This is a genomic window from Hymenobacter sp. BRD67 (assembly GCF_013256425.1).
In the GTDB taxonomy this organism is placed as follows: domain Bacteria; phylum Bacteroidota; class Bacteroidia; order Cytophagales; family Hymenobacteraceae; genus Hymenobacter.
This window is the reverse complement of sequence record NZ_CP053904.1, coordinates 2,913,115-2,935,413: the sequence shown is the minus strand read 5'-3', so window position 1 is coordinate 2,935,413 and position 22,299 is coordinate 2,913,115. Positions and strand designations below refer to the sequence as shown.

Here is a 22,299-nt window from a genome sequence, read left to right as displayed (position 1 = left end):
ACATCTCTCACATCTGCCACATTTTCCGCAGGCAAATAAACAGCTCGCGGCCGGCGCGGGCGGGCAGCGAATTATACGCCGTCTCGAAGTGAATAAACTCGAAATACGGCTCGAAATAGGCGGTGTATTCGGCGCGGCTACCCCCAAACGGCGGCTCGGCGGCATTCGGAAAATCAGTGTCGAATAAGAGCCCGGCCAGCTTACCGCCCGGCCGCAGCAGGGCGGCGCACTGCCGCGCATAGGCTGGCCGCAGGGTTGGGTTCAGAGCGCAGAAAAACGTTTGCTCGATAATAAGGTCGAATTTGTCGGCGGGGTCGAGGGCGAAGAAATCGGCTTGCCAGAGGTTTTCTTTCGGAAAATCGGGTACGCGGGCGGCCAGCGCGGCCAGCGGCTCGGGTGCAAAATCGGCCACGATAACGTGGCGAAAGCCCAGGTGGTGTAGGTATTCGGCCTCGTATGCGCGGCCCGCCCCGGGGATAAGGATGCGCGGCTGCTGATTTACAACGAGTTGGTCGAAGTAGGCCCGCAGGGGCGGCGTAGCTCGGCGGGCATCCCAGCTATCGCGGCCAGAAGTAGTGTAGCGGGCCTGCCAATAGGCCGCGTCGAAGGCTGGGAAAACCGTTTGCATGAGAGCCTAGTATAAAGAAGGCCGGAGCCAACTGGAAATTTCGCCTATTTTTACCCGCCACAAAGGTAGGTAGCGGCCCGGCGGGCATCGTCTGCCAACCTTTTTTCTGCCACTTTATCCCCAGCCCCCCTTTATGGAGCCACAACAGGAATATCCCGAACCCCGCCAGAACAACAGCCGTGCCCTCCTGTGGGTAGCGCTCGTCCTCGTGCTGCTAGGTATCAATGGGGTATTGTTTTACCTGAATTCGCAGAAAAAAACAGAGAATGAGCAGCTTACTACCCAGGTGCAAGCCAAAGACACCAAGCTGCAAGCCCAAATAAAAGAATACGAAGACCTGAAAGCCAGCTACGAGCGCCAGAGCCAGGACCTGCAAAAGCTGGGCCTCAGCAACGACTCGCTCGAAGCCCGTATCTCTGGCATTAATGCCGACCTGCTGAGGCTGCGCTCGTTTAAGGCCGGGTCGTTTTCATTGGCTGAGCAGCAGCGCTTTAAGCAGCGGGCGCTCAACCTGGAAAGCCAGCTTAAGAAAAAAGACGACCAGATTGCCGACCTGCGCAAGTCCAACGAAAACCTGTATACCGAAACTACTACCCTTAAAGAGCGGCAAAATAAGCTGACCGATACCATCAGCACCATTGCGAAAACCAACCGCGACCTGAGCGAGAAAGTGACGGTAGCCTCGCGCCTGCAAGCTGATAATATTCACGTAAGTGTGCTGAATAAGAAGGATAAGGAGAAAGACGACGATAAGGAGGAGTTTAAGGCCAAGCGCGTAGACCGTGTAAAAGTGGCCTTCTCGTTGGCCCGCAACGATGTGTCGCCGAAGGAGACGAAAACCATCTACCTGCGTATTCTGGAGCCCGATGGCGCGGCCTTGTACAACTTGAGCACCGGCGGCGGCACTTTCACGGTAGATGGCCAGGAGGCGTTCTACACCATGAAGCAGGACGTGGTATTCGACAACTCGAAGCAGGCGCTGAACTTTGTGTACGCCAAGGGAGGTGACTACAAAATCGGCCAGCACACCGTAGAGCTGTACGAAGGTGGTGCCCTCATGGGCAAGACGACGTTTACGCTGAAATAGCCCTGAATAGCTGCGTGCCAAGCGCTTAAAGAGCACATCAGGCTGCGCGCAGCAGCCTGATGTGCTCTTTTCAGATACTTCTAAAAAGCAGCTGCTCATGCCCAAAAAAGCCCTGATGAGCTGGAGCGGCGGTAAGGATTCGGCGCTTGCGCTGTATTACGCGCTTCAGAATCCAGCGTATACCGTGCAGCACCTGCTCACGAGCGTTAATGCCCACTACGAGCGCATTTCGATGCACGGCGTGCGGGTAGCCTTGCTCGAGGCCCAGGCTCGGCGCATTGGCCTGCCGCTTACGCAGCTGCGGCTGCCCGAAATGCCCTCGATGGAAGAGTACGACCACGCGCTGCTGGCCACGCTCGGCGGCTTGCGGGCGCAGGGCGTGGCGGCGGCGATTTACGGCGATATCTTTTTGGAAGACCTGCGGGCCTACCGCGAGCAGCAGTTGGCGCGGGTGCCGCTGCGGGGCGAGTTTCCGCTGTGGCAGCGGGCCGGGGCCGACTTGCTGCGCGAGTTTATTGACCAGGGATTTCGAGCCATAATCGTTTGTGTGAACGAGCGCTGGCTCGATGCCAGCTTTTGCGGGCGGCTGCTCGACCGCGATTTTCTGCTCGACCTGCCGCCTGGGGTAGACCCCTGCGGGGAGAATGGCGAGTACCACAGCTTTGTATTCGAGGCCCCGTATTTCAGCTCGCCGGTGCTTTTTGAGAAAGGAGTGCTGGTGCGCCGCACCTACGCGCCGGTAGCTGGCACGGCGGAGCGCGGGCCCGATGACCCCTTTGCCACGGGTTTCTGGTACTGCGACCTGCTGCCGGCGGAAACCGCAGGGTAAGCTTTGGCTTGTCGGTAAAAAACAACGCGTGGCCAGCTGGAGCTTGCCCTGTAATTCATTCCGACTTTTGCAGCTTCATTCCTTGCTGCTATTCGCTTGTCTTTCAAAAAATACCTCCTGTTTTTGCTGTTGCTGGCCGGCCCGCTGACGGTGTTGGCCCAGCACCGCCCGGCGGCCCGGCCTCATCCCAGAAAAGCAGCGGCCGCCTCTCCCAAAGTTGCTTTCAGTGGCAAGCAGCCCGCATTTTTGCGCTACCTGCACTCGGTCTGGGTCGATAGCCTGATGCGTGCGCTGACGCCCCGGCAGCGAGTGGCGCAGCTGTTTATGGTGGCAGCGTATTCCAATAAGCCCGCCATTTACCAGGATTCGATTTCGATGCTGATAAAGCAGTACGGTATTGGCGGCCTTATATATTTTCAGGGCGGCCCCGTGCGGCAGACGCGCCTGCTCAACCGCTTCCAGAGCCAGAGCCAGGTACCGCTGCTGGTGGCCATGGATGGCGAATGGGGCGCGGGCATGCGCCTGGATAGCGTGCTGAAGTTCCCGTATCAGATGAGCCTGGGCGCGGTGCCGCAGGCCGACTCGATGCTCATCTATGACATGGGCCGCGAGGTGGCACGCCAGTTTAAGCGCCTGGGTATGCAGGTGAATTTTGCGCCCGTGGTTGACGTCAATAACAACCCGAACAACCCCGTTATCGGCTTCCGCTCGTGGGGCGAAAACCCGGCCGCGGTAGCCCGGCTTAGTCGCCTGTATATGAGAGGCATGCAGGATGCTGGCGTACTGGCCGTAGCCAAGCACTTTCCCGGCCACGGCGACGTGGATGCCGACTCGCACCTGGCCCTGCCGCTCGTGCGCGTAGACCGGGGCCGACTCGACTCGCTCGAGCTGCCACCCTTCAGAAGCATGATTGCCAACGGTATCGGGGGCATGATGGTGGCCCACCTCGACGTGCCGGCCCTCGATACCGTGCGCGGCCCCAGCACCTTATCCAAGCGCATTGTAACGGGCCTGCTGCGCGAGCAGATGGGCTTCCGGGGCGTGATTTTTACGGATGCGATGAATATGCAGGGCGTCATCAAAAAAACGCCCACCGGCGAGGCGGAGGTGCGGGCGCTGCAGGCCGGAAACGACGTGCTGGAGTTCAGTAAGAACGTGCCCGTGGCCCTGAAAGCCGTGCTGGCCGCTGTAGATAGCGGGCGCATCTCGCAGGCGCGCATCGACGAAAGCTGCCGCCGCGTGCTGGCCCTCAAGCAGTGGGCGGGCCTGCGCAAGTACCATCCCGTTGCCGAGCAGCAGCTGTTTGCCGACCTCAACCCGCCGCATGCCCGCTACCTCACCCACCGCCTCACCGAGCACAGCCTCACGCTGCTGCGCAACCAGGGTAGCGTGCTGCCCTTGCAGCGCCTCGATACCCTGCGCATAGCTACGCTCGTGCTGGGCGGCAGCCCCGCCGATACTACTGATTTTCAGCGAGTCGTCGCCAGCTACGATGCGGCCACGGCTCACTTCCACCTGCCCGCTACCCCCACAATGGACGAGCTGATGGACATTCGGGCCCGGCTTTTTACGTACGATGTCGTGCTGGTGGCGCTGCAAGGCCTGGGCCGGCTGCCGGCCACCAATTTTGGCATCGCCCCCGAGACCAACCTCCTGCTGCGCGAGTTGAGTAAGCCTGGCCAGCGCCTGATAATCACCATCTTCGGCTCGGCCTACGCGGCGGCCAGGGTGCGCGACTTTGACCGGGCCAGCGCCGTGCTGATGGCTTACCAGGAAAGCCCCGAGGCACAGGAGCTCGCGGCCCAGCTTATTTTTGGCGGCATTGGCGCGCGGGGCAAGCTGCCGGTATCGGTAACCAACAGCCTGCCCGCCGGCTTTGGCCTGCGTACCAAAGCCGGGCTGCGCCTGGCTTATGCCAACCCCGAAGATGCTAACATGGACAAGACCCTGGAAGCACGGGTCGATAGTATTATGGCCCAGGCCCTGGCGGCCCGCGCCACGCCGGGCGGCCAGGTGCTGATAGCCCGGCGCGGGATAGTAGTGCTGCAAAAAAGCTATGGTTATCAGACATATGCTGAAGGCCACGGTGCTACGCCGCCAAGCCCGCGCCACGCTGCCGCTTTGGGTAGCAGTGTTGGCAGCGAGCCTGCCGTGCCAGGGGTGGGCGAAGGCCCGGCCAGCCGGCCGCCGGCCCGGCCCGCCGGCCCCCGGGCCGTGCAGAACAGCGATTATTACGACCTGGCCGAGCTTACCAAAACCCTGGCGGCCACGCCCGCCCTGGTGCTGCTCCAGGAGCAGGGCAAGTTCAGCCCCGATAGTACGTTAGGTCATTTTTTTCCGGGACTGCGCAGGACTGATAAGGCCGGCCTGAAAATGCGCGACGTGCTAAGCCAGCGCGTCGGGCTGCCCGCTACGCTGCCGTTGTGGCCCGCTCTGGTCAAGCCCGATGGCACCTTATCGCAGCGTTGGTTCCGGCCCGATTCGTCGGCACGGTTTCCGCTGCCGGTGGCCCGTGGGCTGTGGGGCAGCCGGCAGCTGCCAGCCTATATACAGCAGCAAATCGGGGCTGCGCGGCTCACGGCCAGGGCGAGCGAGGTAGCGTCAGATTTACCTTTTTACCTCTATCCCGAACTGGTGCGCCGGCGAACGGGCACGACTCTGGAAAAATACATAGAAAATTCCTTATATAAACAGCTGGGCTCCGGCTTGCATTACCAGCCGCTGCACCACGCGGTGGCGAGCCGCATAGCGCCAACTGCCTACGACTCGTTGTTTCGGCGCCAGCTGCTACGCGGCTACGTAGAAGATGCAGGGGCAGCGCTGCTGGGCGGCGTGTCGGGCCACGCGGGCCTTTTTGGCTCGGGCAATGATGTAGCGCAGCTGGTGCAGGCCTACGCCTGGGGCGGGCGCTACGGCGGCCAGCAGCTTCTCAAAAAAGAGCTGCTGGCCGATTACCTTCCGGCGGGCAGCTTTGGGCAGACGGGCTCCACGGGCACGTATTATTGGGTTGACCCGGAAAAAGAGTTGGTGGTGGTGGTGCTTACCAACCGCAGCCATCCCGCGCGCCACAACAAGAAGCTGGAGGAGCTGAATATCCCGGCCCGGATTCAGCAGGCGGCCATCCAGGCCGTGCTGTAGGAGAAGACCGGGAGTTGCTTGTTGGCGGCCGGCTGCTATCTTCCGCCCACCAACTTCCCACTCTGCCCCGAATATGCTCGGACTCATGATGCAAATGCCCCTGCGCATCGCGGGGCTCATCGAACACGCCGCCAAATGGCACGGCGATACCGAAATCGTGTCGCGCCTGCCCGAAGGTGGTCCCTTGCACCGCTACACCTACGCCGCCGCCCACGAGCGCGCCCGGCAGCTGGCCAATGCCCTGACGCGCCTGGGCATCCAAAATGGTGACCGCGTGGGCACGCTGGCCTGGAATACCCACCGGCATTTCGAGCTGTACTATGGCATCTCGGGGATTGCGGCGGTATGCCATACCATCAACCCCCGGCTCTTTTTCGAGCAGCTGGTGTACATCATCAACCACGCCAAGGACCGGCTGCTTTTCTTCGACCTCACATTTTTGCCGCTGGTCAATAAGCTGGCGCCGCACTGCCCCACGGTCGAGAAATGGATACTCATGACCGGCGACGAGCACCTGCCCGCCGAGTCGGCGCTGCCGGGCCTGACCAGCTATGAAAGCCTGCTGGCTGCCGAAAGCGCTGACTTTGAGTGGCCATTTTTTGACGAGAATACGGCCTCGTCGCTCTGCTACACCTCCGGCACTACCGACGAGCCCAAGGGCGTGCTTTACTCGCACCGCTCCACGCTGCTGCACTCGTACGCGGCCTCGCTGCCCGACTGCTTCAACTGCGGCGCGCGCGACGTCATTTTGCCCGTCGTGCCCATGTTTCACGTCAATGCCTGGGGCTCGCCCTACCTGGCGGCGCTCAATGGCTGCAAGCTGGTGCTGCCCGGCCCGGCGCTCGATGCCGCCAGCTTATATGACCTGTTTGAAAGTGAGAAAGTGACCTTCTCGGCTGGCGTGCCCACCATCTGGTTTGGGCTGCTGACGTACATGCGCGAGGGGCACCGCAAATTTTCCACGCTGCGCAAGATGATAGTGGGCGGGGCCTCGTGCCCACCGGCCCTGCTGCGGGCTTTTGATGAAGAACTGGGCGTTGAAATCCGCCACGCCTGGGGCATGAGTGAAACCTCGCCGCTGGGTACCGTGAGCACCCTAAAAGGCAAGCAGCTCGACTTACCTGAAGAAGCACAGTTCTTCCTGAAAATCAAGCAGGGGCGCGTTATTTTTGGCGTCGATATGGAAATTGTGGACGGCGAAGGCCAGCCGCTGCCGCACGATGGCGTAGCCTTTGGCGACCTGCTGGTACGCGGGCCGTTCATTGCCAGTGACTACTTCGGCGCGGCAAGCCCCGGCCAGCTTACGGCCAGCGGCTGGTTCCGTACCGGCGACGTAGCTACCATCGACCCCGATGGCTTCATGAATATCACCGACCGCTCGAAGGACGTGATAAAGTCGGGCGGCGAGTGGATTTCCAGCATCGACCTCGAAAACCTGGCCGTGGCGCACCCCGCCATTGCCGAAGCCGCCGTTATTGGCGTGCCGCACCCCAAATGGAGCGAGCGCCCGCTGCTGATAGCCGTGCTCAAACCCGGCCACGACATCAGCGGCGAAGAGCTGCTGGCCTTTCTGGATGGCAAAATTGCCCCCTGGTGGCGGCCCGACGCTGTGGAGTTTGTAGCACAGCTGCCGCATACTGCCACGGGGAAGCTGTTGAAAACCCAACTCCGGAAAGACTTCGCGGGCTATGAGCTGAAGGCGTAATTCAATCAGGAGCTTGACTGTGAAAACTCTCTTTTTTATGCTGCTGGTGCTGTGCAGCTATGCGCTGCCGGCTGCCGCGCAGGCGGTAGTAGACCGAGATGGACTCACACGCTACGCTGCGGCTAATAACTTGCTGGGGACTTCCAGGCCCGGTAAGCCGCGCGTGGTACTACTCGGAAACTCCATTACGGATAGCTGGCCGAAAGCCGATTCAGCTTTTTTTGCCGGGAGCCGCAACGAGTATATCGGCCGCGGTATAAGCGGGCAGACTTCACCCCAAATGCTCGTTCGCTTCCGGCAGGACGTACTCGGCCTTCATCCGCAAGTGGTAGTTATTCTGGCTGGTATCAATGATATAGCGGAAAATACCGGGCCATACGACCCGGCAGCTACCCTCAATAATATTAAGTCGATGACCGAGCTTGCCCAGGCCCATGGCATTCGGGTTATTCTATGCTCAGTACTGCCGGCCTACGATTTTCCATGGCGCAAAGGATTAGCGCCCGCGTCCAAAGTGCTGGCCCTTAACGGACTGATTAAAGCATATGCCGCGCAACAGCGCGTAAGCTATCTGGATTACCACGCGTCTATGGCCGACAGCCGGCAGGGCCTGCCGCCCGCCCTCTCCAAAGACGAGGTGCATCCAACCCTGGCCGGCTACCGCATCATGGAACCGCTGCTTGAGCAAGCGGTGGCAGCGACGCTAAAGGAAAAGCAGAACCATTCGCCTTCTCATTGAACGGCAATTCAGTTAGATAAATAAATTTATCGCTATAAGTAGCCGCCTGTAGCGACTTTTTTTGGGTCACCCGCGTAGAGTAGTGCAAATGGGCTGCGAGCATCACGCAGCCCTGGTAGCAATCTTTCCGACAATGACCGAAACCCGCGACAGTATCCAGGACATTTGGGGAGCCCGTACTCCATATAATGGGGAGTGGCCGGTTCGCATAGATGAGCGCACAACTGAGGAGCCCGACCACTGGGTGCAGTCGGCCTGCGTGCTGTGCTCCAACGGCTGTGGCTGCGACATTGGCGTTAAGAACGGCCGCATTGTGGGCGTGCGAGGCCGGGCCGTGGACCGCGTAAACCACGGCCGCCTGGGCCCCAAGGGCCTGCACGGCTGGGAAGCGAATAACAGCCCCTACCCCCTCACCACGCTGCTCATCCGGCGCAAGGGAAAGCTGGAGCCCGCCACCTGGGACGAGGCCATGAGCCTGCTAGTAGAAAAGTCGAAAGAACAGCTTAATAAGCATACCAGTAGTGCGATTGCCTTTTATATCTCGGGCCAGCTCTTTATAGAGGAATACTACACTCTGGGCGTGCTGGGCAAGGCCAGCCTGAGTACTCCGCACATGGACGGCAACACCCGCCGGTGTACTGCCACGGCGGGAGCTGCGCTCAAAATATCTTTCGGCACCGATGGGCAGGCCGACTCCTACGCCGACCTCGACACTACCGATGCGGTGCTGCTGGTGGGCCACAATCTTGATGCGGCCCCGCAGCAAGCGCCAGGCCGACTGGCTGCTGGGCCGCATCAAGCAGGCTGCCCCACAAACGCTGGTAGTGGCCGACTAGCTGGTCACCGCCGCGTCGGTGGCCGTGATTTGAGCCGGCCAGCAGGCCTGGGGAGTTGTGTCCATTCTTAAATATATTAAATATTAAATTGGGTAAGTAATTGATTGGGCGGCTTGCCCGAACGTGGCTGCTTACAGGGGCCGGTAAGGCAAAAAAGTGTTGCCAGTCTGGGAGCAGCGGGAGCTTTTTAATACCGTTGGTTAAAGCTGAGATAAGCAAAGGCGGCTCTTCAACTCAATTTTAAGTACTTGCAGCAACCGTCCTGTCAGAAGTGCGGAGGCAGGCTACGGTAAACGCTGAGCGAAATGAGGGCCAGGGTTTCGCCAGCGGTATCGCGGGCGGCAGGTAAGTTGGGGGCGCGGTGAGGGCTGGCCTACGGAGCGGCCGACTTGCCAGGCAGGAGCAGGCCAGAACCGGTAAGGCAACTGTACCTTGCCCTTTCTTCCTCAGTTTCGTGCTGACCATCGCTATGCCCCTGAGCCCTCTTTCTCTCGAACAACAAAACGCAGCGCTGCGGGAAGAAATCCGGCAGCTGCGCGCTGGCCAGCTGGTAGCGCAGCAGGCCAGTTCGGGTGAGGAAGAGCTTCGGCAGGCCCGGTTTCAAACGATATTCGACAACTCGCCGTTTGGGCAGAAAATTATTACCTCGGACCTGATTATTCGGCAGGCCAACCGGGCGGTGCTGGAGATGCTCGGCTGTGTGAGCCTGCACGACGTGGTGGGCCACCAAATTATGGAGTTTGCCCATCCCGACCACCGCGACGACTGGCGCTTTTGGCAGGAGCGGCTCTGGAAGCACAAGCTGCCGAGCTTCACGCACGAAACCTGCCTGGTGCGCCCCGACGGGACCGGGTTCTGGTGCCAGGTTACTTCCTTTCGCTTCTTTGATGGGGACCAGGAGCTGGGGTATACCCAGCTGGAGGATATCAGCGACCGCAAAGCGATGGAGCTGCGCCTCAAGCGCCTCTACGATGCGCAGGAAACTATTCTGCACTTGGTGGCACACGACTTAAAGGCACCCATCGGCCACATTCAGCTGCTGGCCGACCTGCTGCAGGACCAGCTGCCCACAGACGAGCCGGCGGCAGACACGGCGCGCTACCTGGCCCTTATCCGCCAGGCCTGCGCCGACGCCACTCACCTGCTGCACAACGTGCTGGTGCTGGGAGCGCTTGACGGCACCCGCCTGGCCAAGCGCCCCCACAACCTGGGGCCCTGGCTGACGCAGCGGCTGGCGCCTCATCAGCTGGTGGCGCACAAAAAAGGCCTGGCCCTGACGCTGGACGTGCCGGAGCAGCCTGTACAAGCCAACCTCAATGCCGAGTCCTTTGGGCGGGTAGTTGATAACCTGGTTAGCAACGCCCTCAAGTTTACCCCGGCCGGAGGCCAGGTGCGGGTAGCCGTGCAGCATACGGGCGAGCGCGTGCAGCTCACGGTGAGCGACACCGGCATTGGCATTCCCGAGGCATTGCAGCCCGATTTATTTGAGAAGTTCAGTCCCTCGGCTCGCGCCGGGGTGGGCGGGGAGGCCGGTACCGGTCTGGGGCTCTTCATTACCCGGCAAATAGTGCAGCAGCACCACGGCAAGCTCTGGGTAGAAAGCCAGGAAGGGGTAGGCAGCTGCTTCTTTGTAGAGCTACCCTGAGCCGGCAGCTGGCAGGCCGCCGATGCAGAAAATGCCGCCCGGGTTTAGTAGCCGCTTCTGAGGCTAGTGCGGATAGGCGGCAGGCTGGTACATGGAAGTAGCTCGGCTGGCCCACGCGTTTAGCCCGCGAAAACTGCTGATTTGTGGAAGTGCTAACGCGTATTTGTGCACTACGTACTTTCTGCATATAGAGGTTTTGCAGAGCATGCTTTTCACTCTTAAACAGCTACTTAATACATGCGTAAGGAAAAGGTGGGGCCTTGCGGCCGGCCTTGAAAGCAGTTAACATGAACTGTGTTGAACAGCCGAGCTTTAAGCGAGAGAGCTACTAAAATCAGCTTGGTAAGGCACGCCTGATTTGATGATGGCGAAAGCTTGCTTCAAAAGCTTGTTGCACACGGCAATCAGCGCTAATTTCTTGTTCTTGCCCTTGGCCACGAGTCGGTCAAAGAGGGCCGCGCAGGCTGCGTTCGTTTTTTTGGCTGAGAAGCTGCACATAAACAGTTTACCTCGAATCAAGCCGCCGCCCATTTTCGTGATGCGCATCCTGCCGCGAATGCTGGTGCCAGAAGTGTGCTCGCGGGGCGACAAACCGGCCATCGCAATGAGCTGTCGATAGTTATCCAGGCGGGTAAAGCCTCCGGCAAAGAGCAGCAGCATGCCCGCTGTCTTGCGCCCAATGCCGGGAATGGAGCAGAGTAACGCCATTTCGGCGGCAAAGCGTTGTTCTAGCAGGGCCAGCAGTTCGGCCTCGACCGCCGCTACTTGTTGGGTTAGGGCCTTGAACGTCTGTTGCAAGCGTTTCAGCGCCAGCTTGCTAATGATTGGTTGTTGCTGAAGGGCTTCCAATGCGTTGCCCACCATGACTTTTTGTTTCAGTAGCTGCTCGTTCACTTGTTCGAGTTGCCGACACTCAACTAGTACTGTTTCGTCCGGCTGCCAAACTTTGAGCGGCTGCTGCTGGCCATAGCGCAGCAGCCACTGCGCATCTTTGCGGTCACTTTTGCCTTTACTCAAGTGCATCTGAATGAAGCGCTTGATGACGAGCGGATTCAGGACCGCTACCTGGCCACCCTGCTCATGCAAGTAATAGGCTAAGGCCAAATTGTAGGTACCCGTGGCTTCCATCACAAACTGGCAATGAGCGCCGCAAGCCTTCACTAGCTGCTGAAAGCCGGCTTTGCTATTGCTGACTTCCAGGTGCTGGGCCTGGTCGTTAACCTGGTAACAGACGGCCAGCGTGGCCTTGCTCACGTCGATGCCGACAACCGGCAGGTGGTTCATATCCATAACGAGGTGGGGTGAAGAAGAAGAAAACGCGTAAAAAGGACTTCCAGGGAATCTTTTGCTATCCTGATACAGGCTCTCGGGCCTCATGGAACTGTTCAAAGTAGCCCTAGAAAAGGACGGGGATTGTCATGTTAAACGGGCTCTAGTGCCCCATAACAGTGGAATCTTATTCCGTCCCTTTCCTTCTTGTTCAACCAAGTTACAGGCCGTGCCTGAACATAGGATGCCATCTGGGGTGGGCGTATGCTCAGGAGGACGCTACCCGCCAGTTTCTACCTTATCCTCCTTCTTATGTTCGACAAACTTGAAACCCTCGACGACTTGTTCGAGATGCAGCTGAAAGACTTGTACAGCGCCGAAAACCAGCTGGTGAAGGCCTTGCCCCTGATGGCCGAAAAAGCCCGGGATAGCCGCCTGAAAGCCGGCTTTACCAAGCACCTGCACGAAACGGAAAAGCAGATTGAGCGCCTTGAAAAAATCGGTCAGTCCCTGGACCTCGACCTCGATGGCCACACCTGCAAGGCGATGGCCGGCCTGATTGCCGAAGGGCAGGAAACCATGTCGGAGCGCGCTACCGATGAGGTGATGGACGCCGCCCTCATTGCTGCTGCCCAGCGCATTGAGCACTATGAGATTTCGGGCTACGGCACCGCTGCCCACTTTGCCGAACGCCTCGGTAATACTCAGGCTGCCGGCTTGCTGCGCCAAACCCTGGACGAGGAGCAGCTCACCGACACCAAGCTCAACAACATGGCCAAGAACTACCTCAATCAGAAAGCTTTGTAGTCTACGCATACGGCACTGAAGCTGTTTAGGAATAGTAACTGCCTCCGGCTTCGCCAAGCTCGGCTGAGGGGTAAGCATGAGCTTGCAGTTTTTCTGAACAGCCTTTTTGTCAACTATAAAAATGCCCGCTGCCAGCGGGCATTTTTGGTTAAATCCGGCTTGTGCCGGCCCTTCCGTTTACTATGTCAACCAGCTCTTCTGCTTCCGCTACGGCCTTGGTTAAGCACCGAATAGCCTCGCTCCAGCATCTTGATTTGCGACGATACTCCATCGACGAGCTGGTGGCGCGCGTGCGCGAGTTGCTCGAAGGCCAGTCCTTACGCTGCCTCACGCTGGCCACCGGCCGGCTGCTGTACCGCGGCATTCTGGGCGAGGCGCTGCCCGAGCGGCTGGCTGACGTCTCGTATCCGCCGGCTGCCGCGGTGCGCCACGACCAGCGGGCCAACCGGGCCGGGGAGCCTATGTTCTATTGCAGCGCTACCTGGCACCCGCCGTTTTTTGAGGCCCGCGTGCAGCCAGGCGACGGCATTGTTATCAGCCGCTGGCAAACGCGCCAGCCGCTGCGTATTCTGAGCTTTGGCTACGCCGATACCTGTGCCGACGACCCGCACTCGGACCGCGAAAAGGCGCTGCGCCAGGCGCTGGCTCAATTACCGGCCGAAACCCGCGACCTGGCCACGTTCCTGACCAGCACCTTCACCAAGACGGTGGCCGACGACAACCGCCACCACTACCGCCTGTCTATTGCCGTGGCCGAAGCCTGCCAATTGGGCCAGTCCTTTGATGGCCTGCTGTACCCGTCGGCAGCTATGGCCTCGCCGGCCCATAACCTGGCCCTGCACCCCAACTGCCTCGATGCGGGCAAGCTGACACTCGATTACGTAGAGCACCTGCGCGTACACCAGGTGTCGCCCGATACCGACGTACTCGACGTGCGCTCACTCGACATTGCCCATTGCGCCGGGCCCGATGGCTACCTGCACTGGCAGGGCCGCCCCGGCAACTGGGTACTGCGCGAAGGTAGCACTGCCGCCGATTGCTGGCTGCAAAACGGCGTATGGCGCTGTGCCCATCGGCCCGGTGCCGGCAGTGAGGCCGCCGCTGGTTAGAAACACGGAGGGTAAAACACGGACTTATCCGGTTAAAATACGTCTTTTTCTCATCGCTGCACATCGCCCGCGGTACGTTATAAGCAGGTCTGTTCTCTCCTGATTTCTATGAATCCCACCCTCACTTTTGCCGACGAGCCAGTGACGGCTGCCCCGGCCGCTCACTCATTTGCTGTGCGCCACTCGCCCGAAATGCCTGCCTACTACGAGCTGGCGCTCGAAGATGACCAAGGAGACCTTGCCCACTGGGTGATTCCGTTGCCGCTGAAGCAACTGGCCAAGCGCCCGGTACTGCTGTGGCTGCTGTCGGCCTCGCCCTTGCTGGACTCGCTGGCCTGCGTCGAAACCGGCCCCATGCAGCTGGCTTCGACCCGGCTCGGTGCCGCCACCACGCTGCGCGCCGAGCTGGCGCAGGGCGTACTCCGCCTCAAGTTTGAGGGCCAGCTTCTGCGTGGCTATTACCGCTTGCAGTGCCTGCCCACGGGCTGCGGGCAGCTTTGGCAGCTAACCCCTATCGGTCACGTATGAGTACGAGCACCTATGCATTAGTCATCCATGGCGGGGCTGTTACGCTGAAGCCCGGCGAGCTGAGCCCGGAGGAAGAAACTGCCCAGCGCGAGGGCCTAGCCCAGGCGCTGCAAGCCGGTTGGGAAATCCTGCACTGCGGCGGCTCTGCCCTCGACGCTGTTGAGGCCGTGGTGCGCTGCTTCGAAGATAACCCGCACTTCAACGCCGGGCGTGGCAGCGCCCTCAACCAGCAGGGCGAGGCCAATATGGATGCCGCCATTATGGATGGCCGCACCCTGAAGGCCGGCGCCGTAAGCGCCGTACCCTACGTGCAAAATCCCATTAGCCTGGCCCGCGCCGTGATGGAACACAGTCCGCATGTGTGTGTGTCTGGGCTCGGTGCCCTAGAGCTGGCCCTCGAAAAAGACCTGCCGGTGAAGGGTCCTAGCTATTTTATGACCGAAAAAAACCGCCGGCAGTGGCTGGAAATCGTGCAGCAGGAGGGGACCCGGGCCGGGCACGATACTGTGGGCGCCGTAGCGCTCGACCAGGCCGGCAACCTGGCCGTAGCCACAAGCACTGGCGGCATTGAGGGCAAGCTAAAGGGGCGTGTGGGCGACAGCCCCATCCTGGGCGGCGGCACCTTCGCCAGCAACGAGGCCTGCGCGGTATCGTGCACCGGCGACGGCGAGGTGATTATGCGCGGCGCGCTGGCCCACGAAGTTTATGCCTTGGTTAAGTACAAAGGCCTGCCGCTGGCCGAAGCCTGCCGGGCCGCCATTAGCCTGCGCGACGATGAGCTGAAGGGCGACAAAGGCCTGATTGCCATCGACAAGCAAGGTAATATTGCCTTAGAATTTAACTCCAACCTGATGCGCCGTGCCTACCGCGTGGGCGATGGCGAGCCAGTAGTAGCCATGTGGAAGGATGAGTAGCGGCGCGGGTACGGCCCGCTGGCCTTCTCTAAATTTTACGCTCCAGCGACCTTTTTAAATTCTGTTTTTTGTCATGGCTACTATGTTTCCTACTCCCAAAGGCAAGCTGCTCGTTATCGGTGGCCATGAGCAACGCGGGAAAGACGGCCCCGACCGCGAACAATCCTCCGAATCTATTTTGGAGCGCTTTGTTGACGAACTGCACCAGAAAAATACCGTCGTCGTCATCCCCACCGCTTCGGAGATACCCGAAGAGTCGGCGCAGGACTATGTGGAGGTGTTTACGGGCTTCGGGGTCAAGCACGTCGAAGTGCTCAACGTGCAAAGCCGCGAGCAGGCCAATAGCGTGGAGGCGCTCGACATGCTGGACCGGGCCGATGGCGTCATGTTTACGGGGGGCGACCAGCTGCGGCTCACGGCTTTAATCGGCGGCACACTGCTGCTTAAGCGCCTCACCGAGCGCTACCTGCGCGAGCCGCTCGTGATAGCGGGCACCAGCGCCGGGGCCACCGCCATGAGCACGCCCATGATTTACCAGGGCCGCAACGATTCCGGCTTTGTAAAAGACGAAATCCACATTACTACCGGCCTGCAGCTGCTGCGCGACGTGGCTATCGACACCCACTTTATTGCCCGGGGCCGTATCGTACGCATGGCGCAGATTATTGCCACCAATCCCGGCTGCATCGGCCTGGGCCTGGAAGAGGATACGGCCGTGCTCGTCAGCAAAGGCAACGAGCTGGAAGTTATCGGCAATGGCATTGTGGTGCTGCTCGATGGCCACGAATGTAGGGAAAATACTATATACCAGGTGCAGCCCGGCGAGGTCTTTTCCATCCGCGACCTGCGCCTGCACCTGCTGGCCAAGGGGCAGCGCTTTACCCTACCCGGCTTTGCGTCCAGCAAGCCGCCGCTGGAAAAGCCGGAGTAGTGCCTGGTTGGCTGGCCGTAAGCCCGGCGTGGTGCCTGCTGCGCCGGGCTTAGCCGGCTACTAGCGCAGTATCTTGCCCTGGTTATCCCAATGGCTCGATTTAACTTCCAGGCTGCCCGGCTGGCGTTTGATGGTGCGCGTGTAACGCTCACCGGCAATGAGGCCATCGGGGCGGCGCTTGCCAAAAAACAACAGTACCGGCTCACCGTGCTCATTGGTAACGAAGGTGATATCGTAGCCTTTAAACACGTCGTCGATGGTGGTTTTGGGCTCGTAGATTTTGCTTAGCTTTTTGTCTAATTCAGGATGCAGAGGCATAGTGAAAATAGCTTTGGAGTGGGTAGGTACAGAAGCCGTGCAGGAAGCCTGAAAATTCAGGATTGACTCTTCTGTTTAAGTGGTGTCCGCTTGTCGAAGCACCTTCCAGGGCCAGGAATACCAAGGCCGGTGGCTAGCTGCGCGGCAAGTTTTGCTGCTATCAGCAAGCGGATAAAAACAGGCGTCTGCCCGGTTTTACGGCTGACTATCAAGCACCAGCTGGTAGTTTTATACGGGTTTTTTGTTCCGTATAAATCGGTAAGCTCCGTACTTATACCCGTTTTGGGCCAACAGGAGAGGTTGCCACGAGCGCGATACTTGCTGAAATAAGGCATAGGCTCCCCGCCAGCCTTATTTCAGCAAACCCTGGTTGGCAGCGATTTTTATTAGCGTGGCAGTATTCTTGGCCCCGGTTTTTTCCATGATATTCTGGCGGTGCGTTTCCACCGTACGCGGGCTTGTATATAGCTTCTCTGCTATTTGGGCGGTAGTCATGCCGTCGGCCACCAGCTGCAGAATCTCCTGCTCGCGGGCCGTGAGGCCACCCGTAGGCCTGGCGGCGGGCTCAGGAATTCCGACCAGCAATTTTTCCAGCATCGACAAGCCCAGCTCCGAGCATAGAAAGCGGCGGCCGGCGGCCACGGCGCGCACGGCCCCGGTTATTTCATCGTGGCCGGCGTTTTTTAGCACGTAGCCGTGGGCCCCGGCCGCCAGCACCTGCCCGATAGCGCGCTCATTGTCAACCATCGACAGTACCAGTATCCGCACGTCGGGGAATTCGGCACGCAGGCGATGGGTGGTGGCCAGGCCGTCGAGCACGGGCATATGCAGGTCGAGCAGCACCACATCGCAGGGGTAGTGGGCAGCTGGGCAAGCAGCTGCTCGCCGTCTTCGGCCTCGCCCACAATCTCCAGCTCGCCGGCTTGCTGAAAGAGTGCGCGCAGGCCGTGGCGCAGCACGGTGTGGTCATCAACGAGAAAGAGGCGTATCATAGCGGTTCAGGAATGGGGAAGGGAATACGAATGCGTACGTAGGCTCCGCCAGTGGTGACGGAGCCGGTTTCTACTTGTCCCCCGAGCAGAATCACCTGGTCACGAATGCTGCGTAGGCCCAGGCCGTGGTGCACGGCCGGCGCCGGCGCGAAGCCAGGGCCGTTGTCTTCGGCCCGCAAGAGCACCCAGCCGGGCATGGTTTCCAGCTCCAGGCTGGCCTCGGTGGCCCCGTGGGCGTGCCTGATGATGTTTTGGGCCAGCTCCTGGGCCATGCGGTAAATAGCCATTTGCAGCGATGGGGCGAGCGGGGAGGGGTGTCATCGAGCTCGACCAGGAAGTGCAGGCGCAGCTGGGGCGTGCTCAGCTTAGTGCTGATGTCGTGCAGGGCGGCGGCCAGGCCAAACTCTTCCAGCACCATAGGCACCAGCTCGTGCGAGAGGGCGCGGGTTTGGCGAATTGCCTCGCCCAATAGCCGGTCGGCCTCGCGGTGAGCCGCTACCAGGGTGGGGTCGGTGCCCAGCAGCGGGGCGTAGAGCCGGTCGAGGTGCAGCTTGGTGGCGTACAGAATCTGGCCAACGCCGTTGTGCAGGCTCTCGGCCATGCGCTTGCGCTCAGCCTCCTGGGCGGCCTGCACGGCCTCAAACAAGGCCCGCTGCTGCCGCAGACGCAGGTGCAGGTTATCCAGCTCCAGGCGCTGCAACTCGCTGATGTCCAGGTCTACGCCCAGCACGCGCACGGCAAGGCCCTGCTCGTCGTAAAATACGACGGCTTTCATGCGCACCGTTTTAACGGTCCCTCCTACTTGCAGGCGCAGGATTTCTTCGAAGTCGCCCGTGCCGGAGGCCAGGCGGTGCACCAGCTGCCGGGCCCGGGCCTGGTCTTCGGCCAGCACCACTTCCAGGTAAGAAGCGGGCGCTACGGCCTGGCCCAGGGGCCAGCCAAAGAGCTGGTACATGCCATCGGACCAGCGCATGGTGCTCGTGGCCAGCTCGTAATCCCAGCTGCCCAGGCCCGCTACGGCCTCGGCCTGCTCCAGCAGGCGCAGGTTTTTCATGCGCTCCTGCTCGGCCGTTTTACGCTCGGTAATGTCGAGGTTGGTGGCTACCACGCCGTCGCCCAGCTTCACAAACTGGCAGGCAAACCACTTGTCAAAGCCTTCATAAGGATAGTAATATTCCATACCCTGGGGCTCGCCCGTTTCCAGGGTTCGCATGGCCAGGTCGAAGATACCGACTTCGCGAATACCCGGATATTCCTGCGCGTAGAGCTTGCCTACCAGGTCGGTGCGGCCGGTTGCGCGCGCCAGCTCCCGGCTCACCAGCCGCAGGCGAAAGTCCAGCACGGCCCCGTTGTCGTCGCGCACCGCTTCCTGCACCGACATGGCAATCAGGTTAGTATCGAAAACCGACTGGAGCAGGTCGTGGCTGGCTTGTAGCTCGTGGGTACGACGGGCCACGTGCTGCTCCAGCTCCTTGTTGAACCCAGCCAGCTGCTGCTGAGTCAGTATGGCCTCGGTCACATCCCAGTGCACGCCCCGCAGGCAAATACCGCCCAGGCTGGGCTCGGGGTTGCCCTGCCCGCGCTCCTCTATCCAGCGTACTTCCCCGTCGTGCGGGCGCACAATGCGGAAAATGCTGTGAAAGTCCTCGCCTGTGCGGCCCGCCTGGTTAAACACAGCCTGGTGGCGGTCCCGGTCTTCGGGATGCACCAGCTCAAAAAAAGCCTCACTGGTGGCGATGGGTGTGTCGGGCCGCAAGCCCAACACTTCTTCCGACATGGCCGACAAGCTGATGCGGTTGCTCTCAGAGGTCCACTCGAAGCTGCCCATGCGGCCAGCCTGCAGGGCCAGCGACAGGCGTGCCTCACTCAGGCGCAGGGCTTCTTGGGCGCGGCCCTGCTCCACCGCGGCCCAGGTGCGCTCGGCTACTTCGGTGGCCAGGGCCACATCGAGCGCAGCCCATTCGTGGGCGTACTTTGCACCAGGCACAGCACCCCCACGGGCTGCCCGTTTTTGATGACGGGCACATTGAGGTAAGAGATAATTTGCAGCTGCACGCAGAGCCGGCGCAGGCTTTCATCCACCGACTCGTCCTGGCGCACGTCGCGCACGCTAAACGGCTGCCCGGCTTCGATAGCTGCCTGCATCGGGGCAAAATTGGTTAATAAGTAAGTGCCGGCCACCGAAGGCAGCCCGTCGCTAGCCGCGTCGCGCCGAATAACGACCCGGCTGCCTTCAACTTCGCAGTAAAAGCAGCGGTCGGCCGCGAAGTGCTGCCGGGCCAGGCGCGTTACGGTTTGCTGAATGGCCCTGGGGTCGGCCAGCGGGCCCAGGGCATCGGCCAGCCGCAGCCGGAACGTGTTGGCTTCGAAGGCGTGGCGTACCTGCTGCTCGCGCTCCTTGCGCCCGGTGATGTCGTTGAAGAGCACCGCCACCTGCCGGGCTTCGGGGCACCCACCCGAAAGGCGTGCATGTCGAACCAGCGGCCTAGCTGCGGCACGCTGCGCTCTACGCGCACCGTTGAGCCAGTGCGGGCTACCTGCCCAAAAGTGTCGAACCAGAACGGTTCCAGATCAGGTATCAGCTCCCGTATAGTTTTGCCCTGCACGTCAGCCGGCATGCCTGACTGCTGCGCAAATACCGGGTTCGACTCCAGGTAGCGGTAGTCAACGGCGTGCTGCCCCGTTTCCTCAAACAGTACTTCCAGCAAGCAAAAGCCCTGGTCCATCGTGTAGAACAGGGCGTGGTACTTGTCGGTGGCGTGTTGCATCAGGCTATCGCGCAGGCGCAGCGCTTCGGCCTGGGTATTTTTGAGCTCCGTGATGTCGCGGGCAATGCCGAGCACGGTTTCAATTTTGCCGTCGCGCAGCTCGGGTACCAGGCGCGAGTAGAAATAAGCCGTGCCCTGCGGCCCGGAATACGAATTATAGTGCTCCTGCGGCTGGCCGGTGTCAAATACGCGCTGTAGGGCTGCCATGTAGGGGCCCGCGATGTCGGCCGGGGCGTCCATTTCGTTAAACGTGCGGCCTAGCAAGGTGCTTACTGGCTGCCCGGCCTTACTGGCAAAGCCAGCATTGGCGTAGCGCAGGCGCAGGTCGGGCGTCCAGCGCGTAAGTACATCGGGCATGTTGTCGGCCAGGGCCTGGTATTGCTGCTCACGCTGCTTTTGGGGAGTAATATCCTGCCAATACAGTGCCCAGCCGCCGGGCTGGCGGGCGGCCGAAAGGGTAATCCACTGTTCCTTCTCCGGTAAAAATACCTCGCGGGGTGGTGCTTCGTCTGGCTCCAGCAGCTGCAGCAGGGTTGCGCTCACGGCGGGTGGTAAGCTGGCCTCGCTTAGCGGCTGGCCCAGCAGCGCCGCTGGCTGGGTACCGCACCAGCGGGCCGCCTGCTGGTTTACCTGCCTGATAATGTGCTGCTCATCTACTACCAGCACCCCCAGGGCAGCGCATCAAGCAGCGCCTCGGCCGCGAGTGAGTTTCCTGGCAAAGGCGGAGGTAGCAACGCGTTGGGCGTGGATTCCATGCGAGTTGAGCAGGTAGGTAAGTCCGTAAAGGTATGGCTGGTGCCAGAATTCTGGAATGGGAGAGTCGTTGTTGCTTAATAGTTGAACAATAAGGTATTGGGCTGGCAAAAGGCCCCACTAGCAGCGGCCCGGAATGGACTATTGCTGGTGGGGCCCCTGAAGCACAGCTAGCTAGCGCCGGAAGGTGTCATCGCTCCGGCCGACTGCTGGCTGCGGGTGCAGGCTAGCGGTTATTGCCGCCTTCGTTGTTGCGGGCTTTCGCTTCGCCACCTTTGCGGCCGGCTTCGGCATGCTGCTCCGAGGAGCCGCCGCGCTGGCCACCACCGCCCTGGTTGCCACCCTGGTTACCGCCGCCGTGGCTGGCTTCGCCGCCTTTACGACCGGCTTCGCGGGCTTCTTCCGAATTCCATTCGTGAGCGTGGCCGCTGGCGTGGGCTGCTTTGCCACCCTCACTGGCAATACGACGCTGCTCTTCTTCGTCCATAGCGGCGAAGCCGCGCTCTCCATTACCTTGGTTTTGGTTGCCGCCCTGGTTGTTCTGAGCTTTGGCTTCGCCGCCTTTGCGGCCGGCCTGGGCATGCTGCTCCGAAGAGCCACCACGCTGGTTTTCTTGATTGTTAGCCATGACTTAAAGAAGTAAGAGTTGGGTGAGAAAAGGTGGTCGCGTCAACGGCCACTGCTGCCCACTTCAACGGCTAAACCAGTGCTCGTGGTCATTGCTTGTTGAGTATAATGCGTTGATTTTAAGAAATTTAGTAGTTTCAACGGATGCTGCAATGTGGTTTTTTTAGCCGGGCAGAGGAAAATACGTAAGCTTGCGTGCCGACTACGTAGCCCGTTGGGAGTACCTGCGTATATGCTGGCCGCCGCGGTTTTTTGTGCCTATAGCAGCGCGGCCGCGTCATCGAGAGTAGGCACGATAAGCAGATGGGTACCCGTGCCGGCCAGGGTGTGCTGCAAGGTGCGCTCTACGGCAGTAGGCACCTGGCAGAGTATCAGGCGTGCCTTGCGCCGGTGCAGGCGCTGCTGGCACGACCACAGCAGCCAGGCCGCCGTCACCGATAAGCTGTCGAGCAGGCGGCAATCGACCCAGACGGCTGGTTTGCCGCTGCGGCAGGCACGGGCCAGGTGCGCTGCCAGCTCCGCTTCACCCGTGGTGGTAGGGGCAGGGGCCAGCGCCAGCAGGTAGCTCGCTGGAAACAGCTCGTGGAAAATAATCATAGCGGCGATGGGTTTAGGAGAAGGGGATATACAAAGCTCCGCGCCGATAACTACTTTATTGTCCGCATTTTCCTGTAGA

At 60.5% G+C, this 22,299-nt stretch carries 21 protein-coding genes and 1 pseudogene; 12 read left to right on the top strand and 10 right to left on the bottom strand.

Annotated features, from left to right (window positions below):
* Window positions 1-7 precede the first annotated feature (7 nt).
* Window positions 8-628 (bottom strand): methyltransferase, encoded by a 621-nt coding sequence (locus GKZ67_RS13605; RefSeq protein WP_173243189.1) that lies wholly within the window; start codon window positions 626-628, stop codon window positions 8-10.
* A gap of 133 nt (window positions 629-761) precedes the next feature.
* Between GKZ67_RS13605 and GKZ67_RS13600 the strand changes: the two genes are divergently transcribed.
* The 7 genes from GKZ67_RS13600 (at window position 762) to GKZ67_RS13570 (ending at window position 10,607) form a co-directional block, all read left to right on the top strand.
* Window positions 762-1,715 carry a hypothetical protein gene (locus GKZ67_RS13600; RefSeq protein WP_173243186.1) on the top strand — a complete coding sequence of 318 codons (954 nt, stop codon included), beginning with the start codon at window positions 762-764 and terminating at the stop codon, window positions 1,713-1,715.
* Window positions 1,716-1,812: 97 nt separating this feature from the next.
* Complete coding sequence (locus GKZ67_RS13595) at window positions 1,813-2,544, top strand: diphthine--ammonia ligase (RefSeq protein ID WP_254244819.1); 732 nt, start codon at window positions 1,813-1,815, stop codon at window positions 2,542-2,544.
* Between the two features lie 96 nt (window positions 2,545-2,640).
* Window positions 2,641-5,682: a glycoside hydrolase family 3 N-terminal domain-containing protein gene (locus GKZ67_RS13590; RefSeq protein ID WP_173243183.1), complete on the top strand. Its 3,042-nt coding sequence runs from the start codon at window positions 2,641-2,643 to the stop codon at window positions 5,680-5,682.
* 85 nt (window positions 5,683-5,767) lie between these two features.
* The gene (locus GKZ67_RS13585; protein ID WP_173243180.1) at window positions 5,768-7,387 is read left to right on the top strand and encodes a 3-(methylthio)propionyl-CoA ligase; all 1,620 of its coding nucleotides are present in this window, start codon (window positions 5,768-5,770) and stop codon (window positions 7,385-7,387) included.
* Window positions 7,388-7,406: 19 nt separating this feature from the next.
* The gene (locus GKZ67_RS13580) at window positions 7,407-8,126 is read left to right on the top strand and encodes an SGNH/GDSL hydrolase family protein (protein WP_217278595.1); all 720 of its coding nucleotides are present in this window, start codon (window positions 7,407-7,409) and stop codon (window positions 8,124-8,126) included.
* Window positions 8,127-8,259: 133 nt separating this feature from the next.
* The gene (locus GKZ67_RS13575) at window positions 8,260-9,033 is read left to right on the top strand and encodes a molybdopterin-dependent oxidoreductase (RefSeq protein ID WP_173243177.1); all 774 of its coding nucleotides are present in this window, start codon (window positions 8,260-8,262) and stop codon (window positions 9,031-9,033) included.
* A 383-nt stretch (window positions 9,034-9,416) separates the two neighbouring features.
* Window positions 9,417-10,607, top strand: coding sequence for a PAS domain-containing sensor histidine kinase (locus GKZ67_RS13570; protein WP_173243174.1), 1,191 nt, complete (start codon window positions 9,417-9,419; stop codon window positions 10,605-10,607).
* A 312-nt stretch (window positions 10,608-10,919) separates the two neighbouring features.
* Here GKZ67_RS13570 and GKZ67_RS13565 read toward each other — a convergent pair whose 3' ends face one another.
* Window positions 10,920-11,891 (bottom strand): IS110 family transposase, encoded by a 972-nt coding sequence (locus GKZ67_RS13565; protein ID WP_173243171.1) that lies wholly within the window; start codon window positions 11,889-11,891, stop codon window positions 10,920-10,922.
* A gap of 297 nt (window positions 11,892-12,188) precedes the next feature.
* Here GKZ67_RS13565 and GKZ67_RS13560 point away from each other — a divergent pair, with 297 nt between their 5' ends.
* From GKZ67_RS13560 to GKZ67_RS13540, 5 genes are all read left to right on the top strand, one after another.
* Window positions 12,189-12,683, top strand: a complete 495-nt coding sequence (locus tag GKZ67_RS13560; RefSeq protein WP_173243167.1) for a ferritin-like domain-containing protein — start codon at window positions 12,189-12,191, stop codon at window positions 12,681-12,683.
* 182 nt (window positions 12,684-12,865) lie between these two features.
* Window positions 12,866-13,792, top strand: coding sequence for an RES domain-containing protein (locus GKZ67_RS13555; protein ID WP_173243164.1), 927 nt, complete (start codon window positions 12,866-12,868; stop codon window positions 13,790-13,792).
* 108 nt (window positions 13,793-13,900) lie between these two features.
* Window positions 13,901-14,320 carry a hypothetical protein gene (locus GKZ67_RS13550; protein WP_173243161.1) on the top strand — a complete coding sequence of 140 codons (420 nt, stop codon included), beginning with the start codon at window positions 13,901-13,903 and terminating at the stop codon, window positions 14,318-14,320.
* On the top strand, window positions 14,317-15,234 hold the full coding sequence (locus tag GKZ67_RS13545; RefSeq protein WP_173243158.1) for an isoaspartyl peptidase/L-asparaginase family protein: 918 nt from the start codon (window positions 14,317-14,319) through the stop codon (window positions 15,232-15,234). The genes GKZ67_RS13550 and GKZ67_RS13545 overlap by 4 nt, the downstream gene beginning before the upstream one ends.
* 73 nt (window positions 15,235-15,307) lie before the next feature.
* Window positions 15,308-16,165, top strand: a complete 858-nt coding sequence (locus GKZ67_RS13540) for a cyanophycinase (RefSeq protein WP_173243156.1) — start codon at window positions 15,308-15,310, stop codon at window positions 16,163-16,165.
* A gap of 60 nt (window positions 16,166-16,225) precedes the next feature.
* Here GKZ67_RS13540 and GKZ67_RS13535 read toward each other — a convergent pair whose 3' ends face one another.
* The 8 genes and pseudogenes from GKZ67_RS13535 to GKZ67_RS13510 form a co-directional block, all read right to left on the bottom strand.
* Window positions 16,226-16,483 (bottom strand): hypothetical protein, encoded by a 258-nt coding sequence (locus GKZ67_RS13535; RefSeq protein WP_173243153.1) that lies wholly within the window; start codon window positions 16,481-16,483, stop codon window positions 16,226-16,228.
* Between the two features lie 351 nt (window positions 16,484-16,834).
* The gene (locus GKZ67_RS13530) at window positions 16,835-17,329 is read right to left on the bottom strand and encodes a LuxR C-terminal-related transcriptional regulator (protein WP_254244818.1); all 495 of its coding nucleotides are present in this window, start codon (window positions 17,327-17,329) and stop codon (window positions 16,835-16,837) included.
* Between the two features lie 142 nt (window positions 17,330-17,471).
* Window positions 17,472-17,747, bottom strand: a complete 276-nt coding sequence (locus tag GKZ67_RS25225) for a sensor histidine kinase (protein WP_410505020.1) — start codon at window positions 17,745-17,747, stop codon at window positions 17,472-17,474.
* A 200-nt stretch (window positions 17,748-17,947) separates the two neighbouring features.
* Window positions 17,948-19,303 (bottom strand): annotated as a pseudogene (locus GKZ67_RS13525) (PAS domain-containing protein); the annotation flags it as partial.
* 95 nt (window positions 19,304-19,398) lie between these two features.
* A complete protein-coding gene (locus GKZ67_RS23645; protein ID WP_254245251.1) occupies window positions 19,399-19,758 on the bottom strand; it encodes a GAF domain-containing protein in 360 nt (119 codons plus the stop codon).
* A 5-nt stretch (window positions 19,759-19,763) separates the two neighbouring features.
* Complete coding sequence (locus GKZ67_RS13520; protein WP_173243147.1) at window positions 19,764-20,909, bottom strand: PAS domain-containing protein; 1,146 nt, start codon at window positions 20,907-20,909, stop codon at window positions 19,764-19,766.
* Between the two features lie 313 nt (window positions 20,910-21,222).
* A complete protein-coding gene (locus tag GKZ67_RS13515) occupies window positions 21,223-21,624 on the bottom strand; it encodes a KGG domain-containing protein (RefSeq protein WP_173243144.1) in 402 nt (133 codons plus the stop codon).
* Between the two features lie 257 nt (window positions 21,625-21,881).
* Window positions 21,882-22,220, bottom strand: a complete 339-nt coding sequence (locus GKZ67_RS13510) for an STAS domain-containing protein (protein ID WP_173243142.1) — start codon at window positions 22,218-22,220, stop codon at window positions 21,882-21,884.
* Window positions 22,221-22,299 lie beyond the last annotated feature (79 nt).

Bases quoted from the DNA above. Each gene is read 5' to 3' on its own strand.
- GKZ67_RS13510 (WP_173243142.1), bottom strand. From the start codon at position 22,220: ATGATTATTTTCCACGAGCTGTTTCCAGCGAGCTACCTGCTGGCGCTG.
- GKZ67_RS13600 (WP_173243186.1), top strand. From the start codon at position 762: ATGGAGCCACAACAGGAATATCCCGAACCCCGCCAGAACAACAGCCGT.
- GKZ67_RS25225 (WP_410505020.1), bottom strand. From the start codon at position 17,747: ATGGCCCAGGAGCTGGCCCAAAACATCATCAGGCACGCCCACGGGGCC.
- GKZ67_RS13535 (WP_173243153.1), bottom strand. From the start codon at position 16,483: ATGCCTCTGCATCCTGAATTAGACAAAAAGCTAAGCAAAATCTACGAG.
- GKZ67_RS13585 (WP_173243180.1), top strand. From the start codon at position 5,768: ATGATGCAAATGCCCCTGCGCATCGCGGGGCTCATCGAACACGCCGCC.
- GKZ67_RS13540 (WP_173243156.1), top strand. From the start codon at position 15,308: ATGGCTACTATGTTTCCTACTCCCAAAGGCAAGCTGCTCGTTATCGGT.
- GKZ67_RS13555 (WP_173243164.1), top strand. From the start codon at position 12,866: ATGTCAACCAGCTCTTCTGCTTCCGCTACGGCCTTGGTTAAGCACCGA.
- GKZ67_RS13560 (WP_173243167.1), top strand. From the start codon at position 12,189: ATGTTCGACAAACTTGAAACCCTCGACGACTTGTTCGAGATGCAGCTG.
- GKZ67_RS13515 (WP_173243144.1), bottom strand. From the start codon at position 21,624: ATGGCTAACAATCAAGAAAACCAGCGTGGTGGCTCTTCGGAGCAGCAT.
- GKZ67_RS13605 (WP_173243189.1), bottom strand. From the start codon at position 628: ATGCAAACGGTTTTCCCAGCCTTCGACGCGGCCTATTGGCAGGCCCGC.
- GKZ67_RS13575 (WP_173243177.1), top strand. From the start codon at position 8,260: ATGACCGAAACCCGCGACAGTATCCAGGACATTTGGGGAGCCCGTACT.
- GKZ67_RS13595 (WP_254244819.1), top strand. From the start codon at position 1,813: ATGCCCAAAAAAGCCCTGATGAGCTGGAGCGGCGGTAAGGATTCGGCG.
- GKZ67_RS13565 (WP_173243171.1), bottom strand. From the start codon at position 11,891: ATGAACCACCTGCCGGTTGTCGGCATCGACGTGAGCAAGGCCACGCTG.
- GKZ67_RS13545 (WP_173243158.1), top strand. From the start codon at position 14,317: ATGAGTACGAGCACCTATGCATTAGTCATCCATGGCGGGGCTGTTACG.
- GKZ67_RS13550 (WP_173243161.1), top strand. From the start codon at position 13,901: ATGAATCCCACCCTCACTTTTGCCGACGAGCCAGTGACGGCTGCCCCG.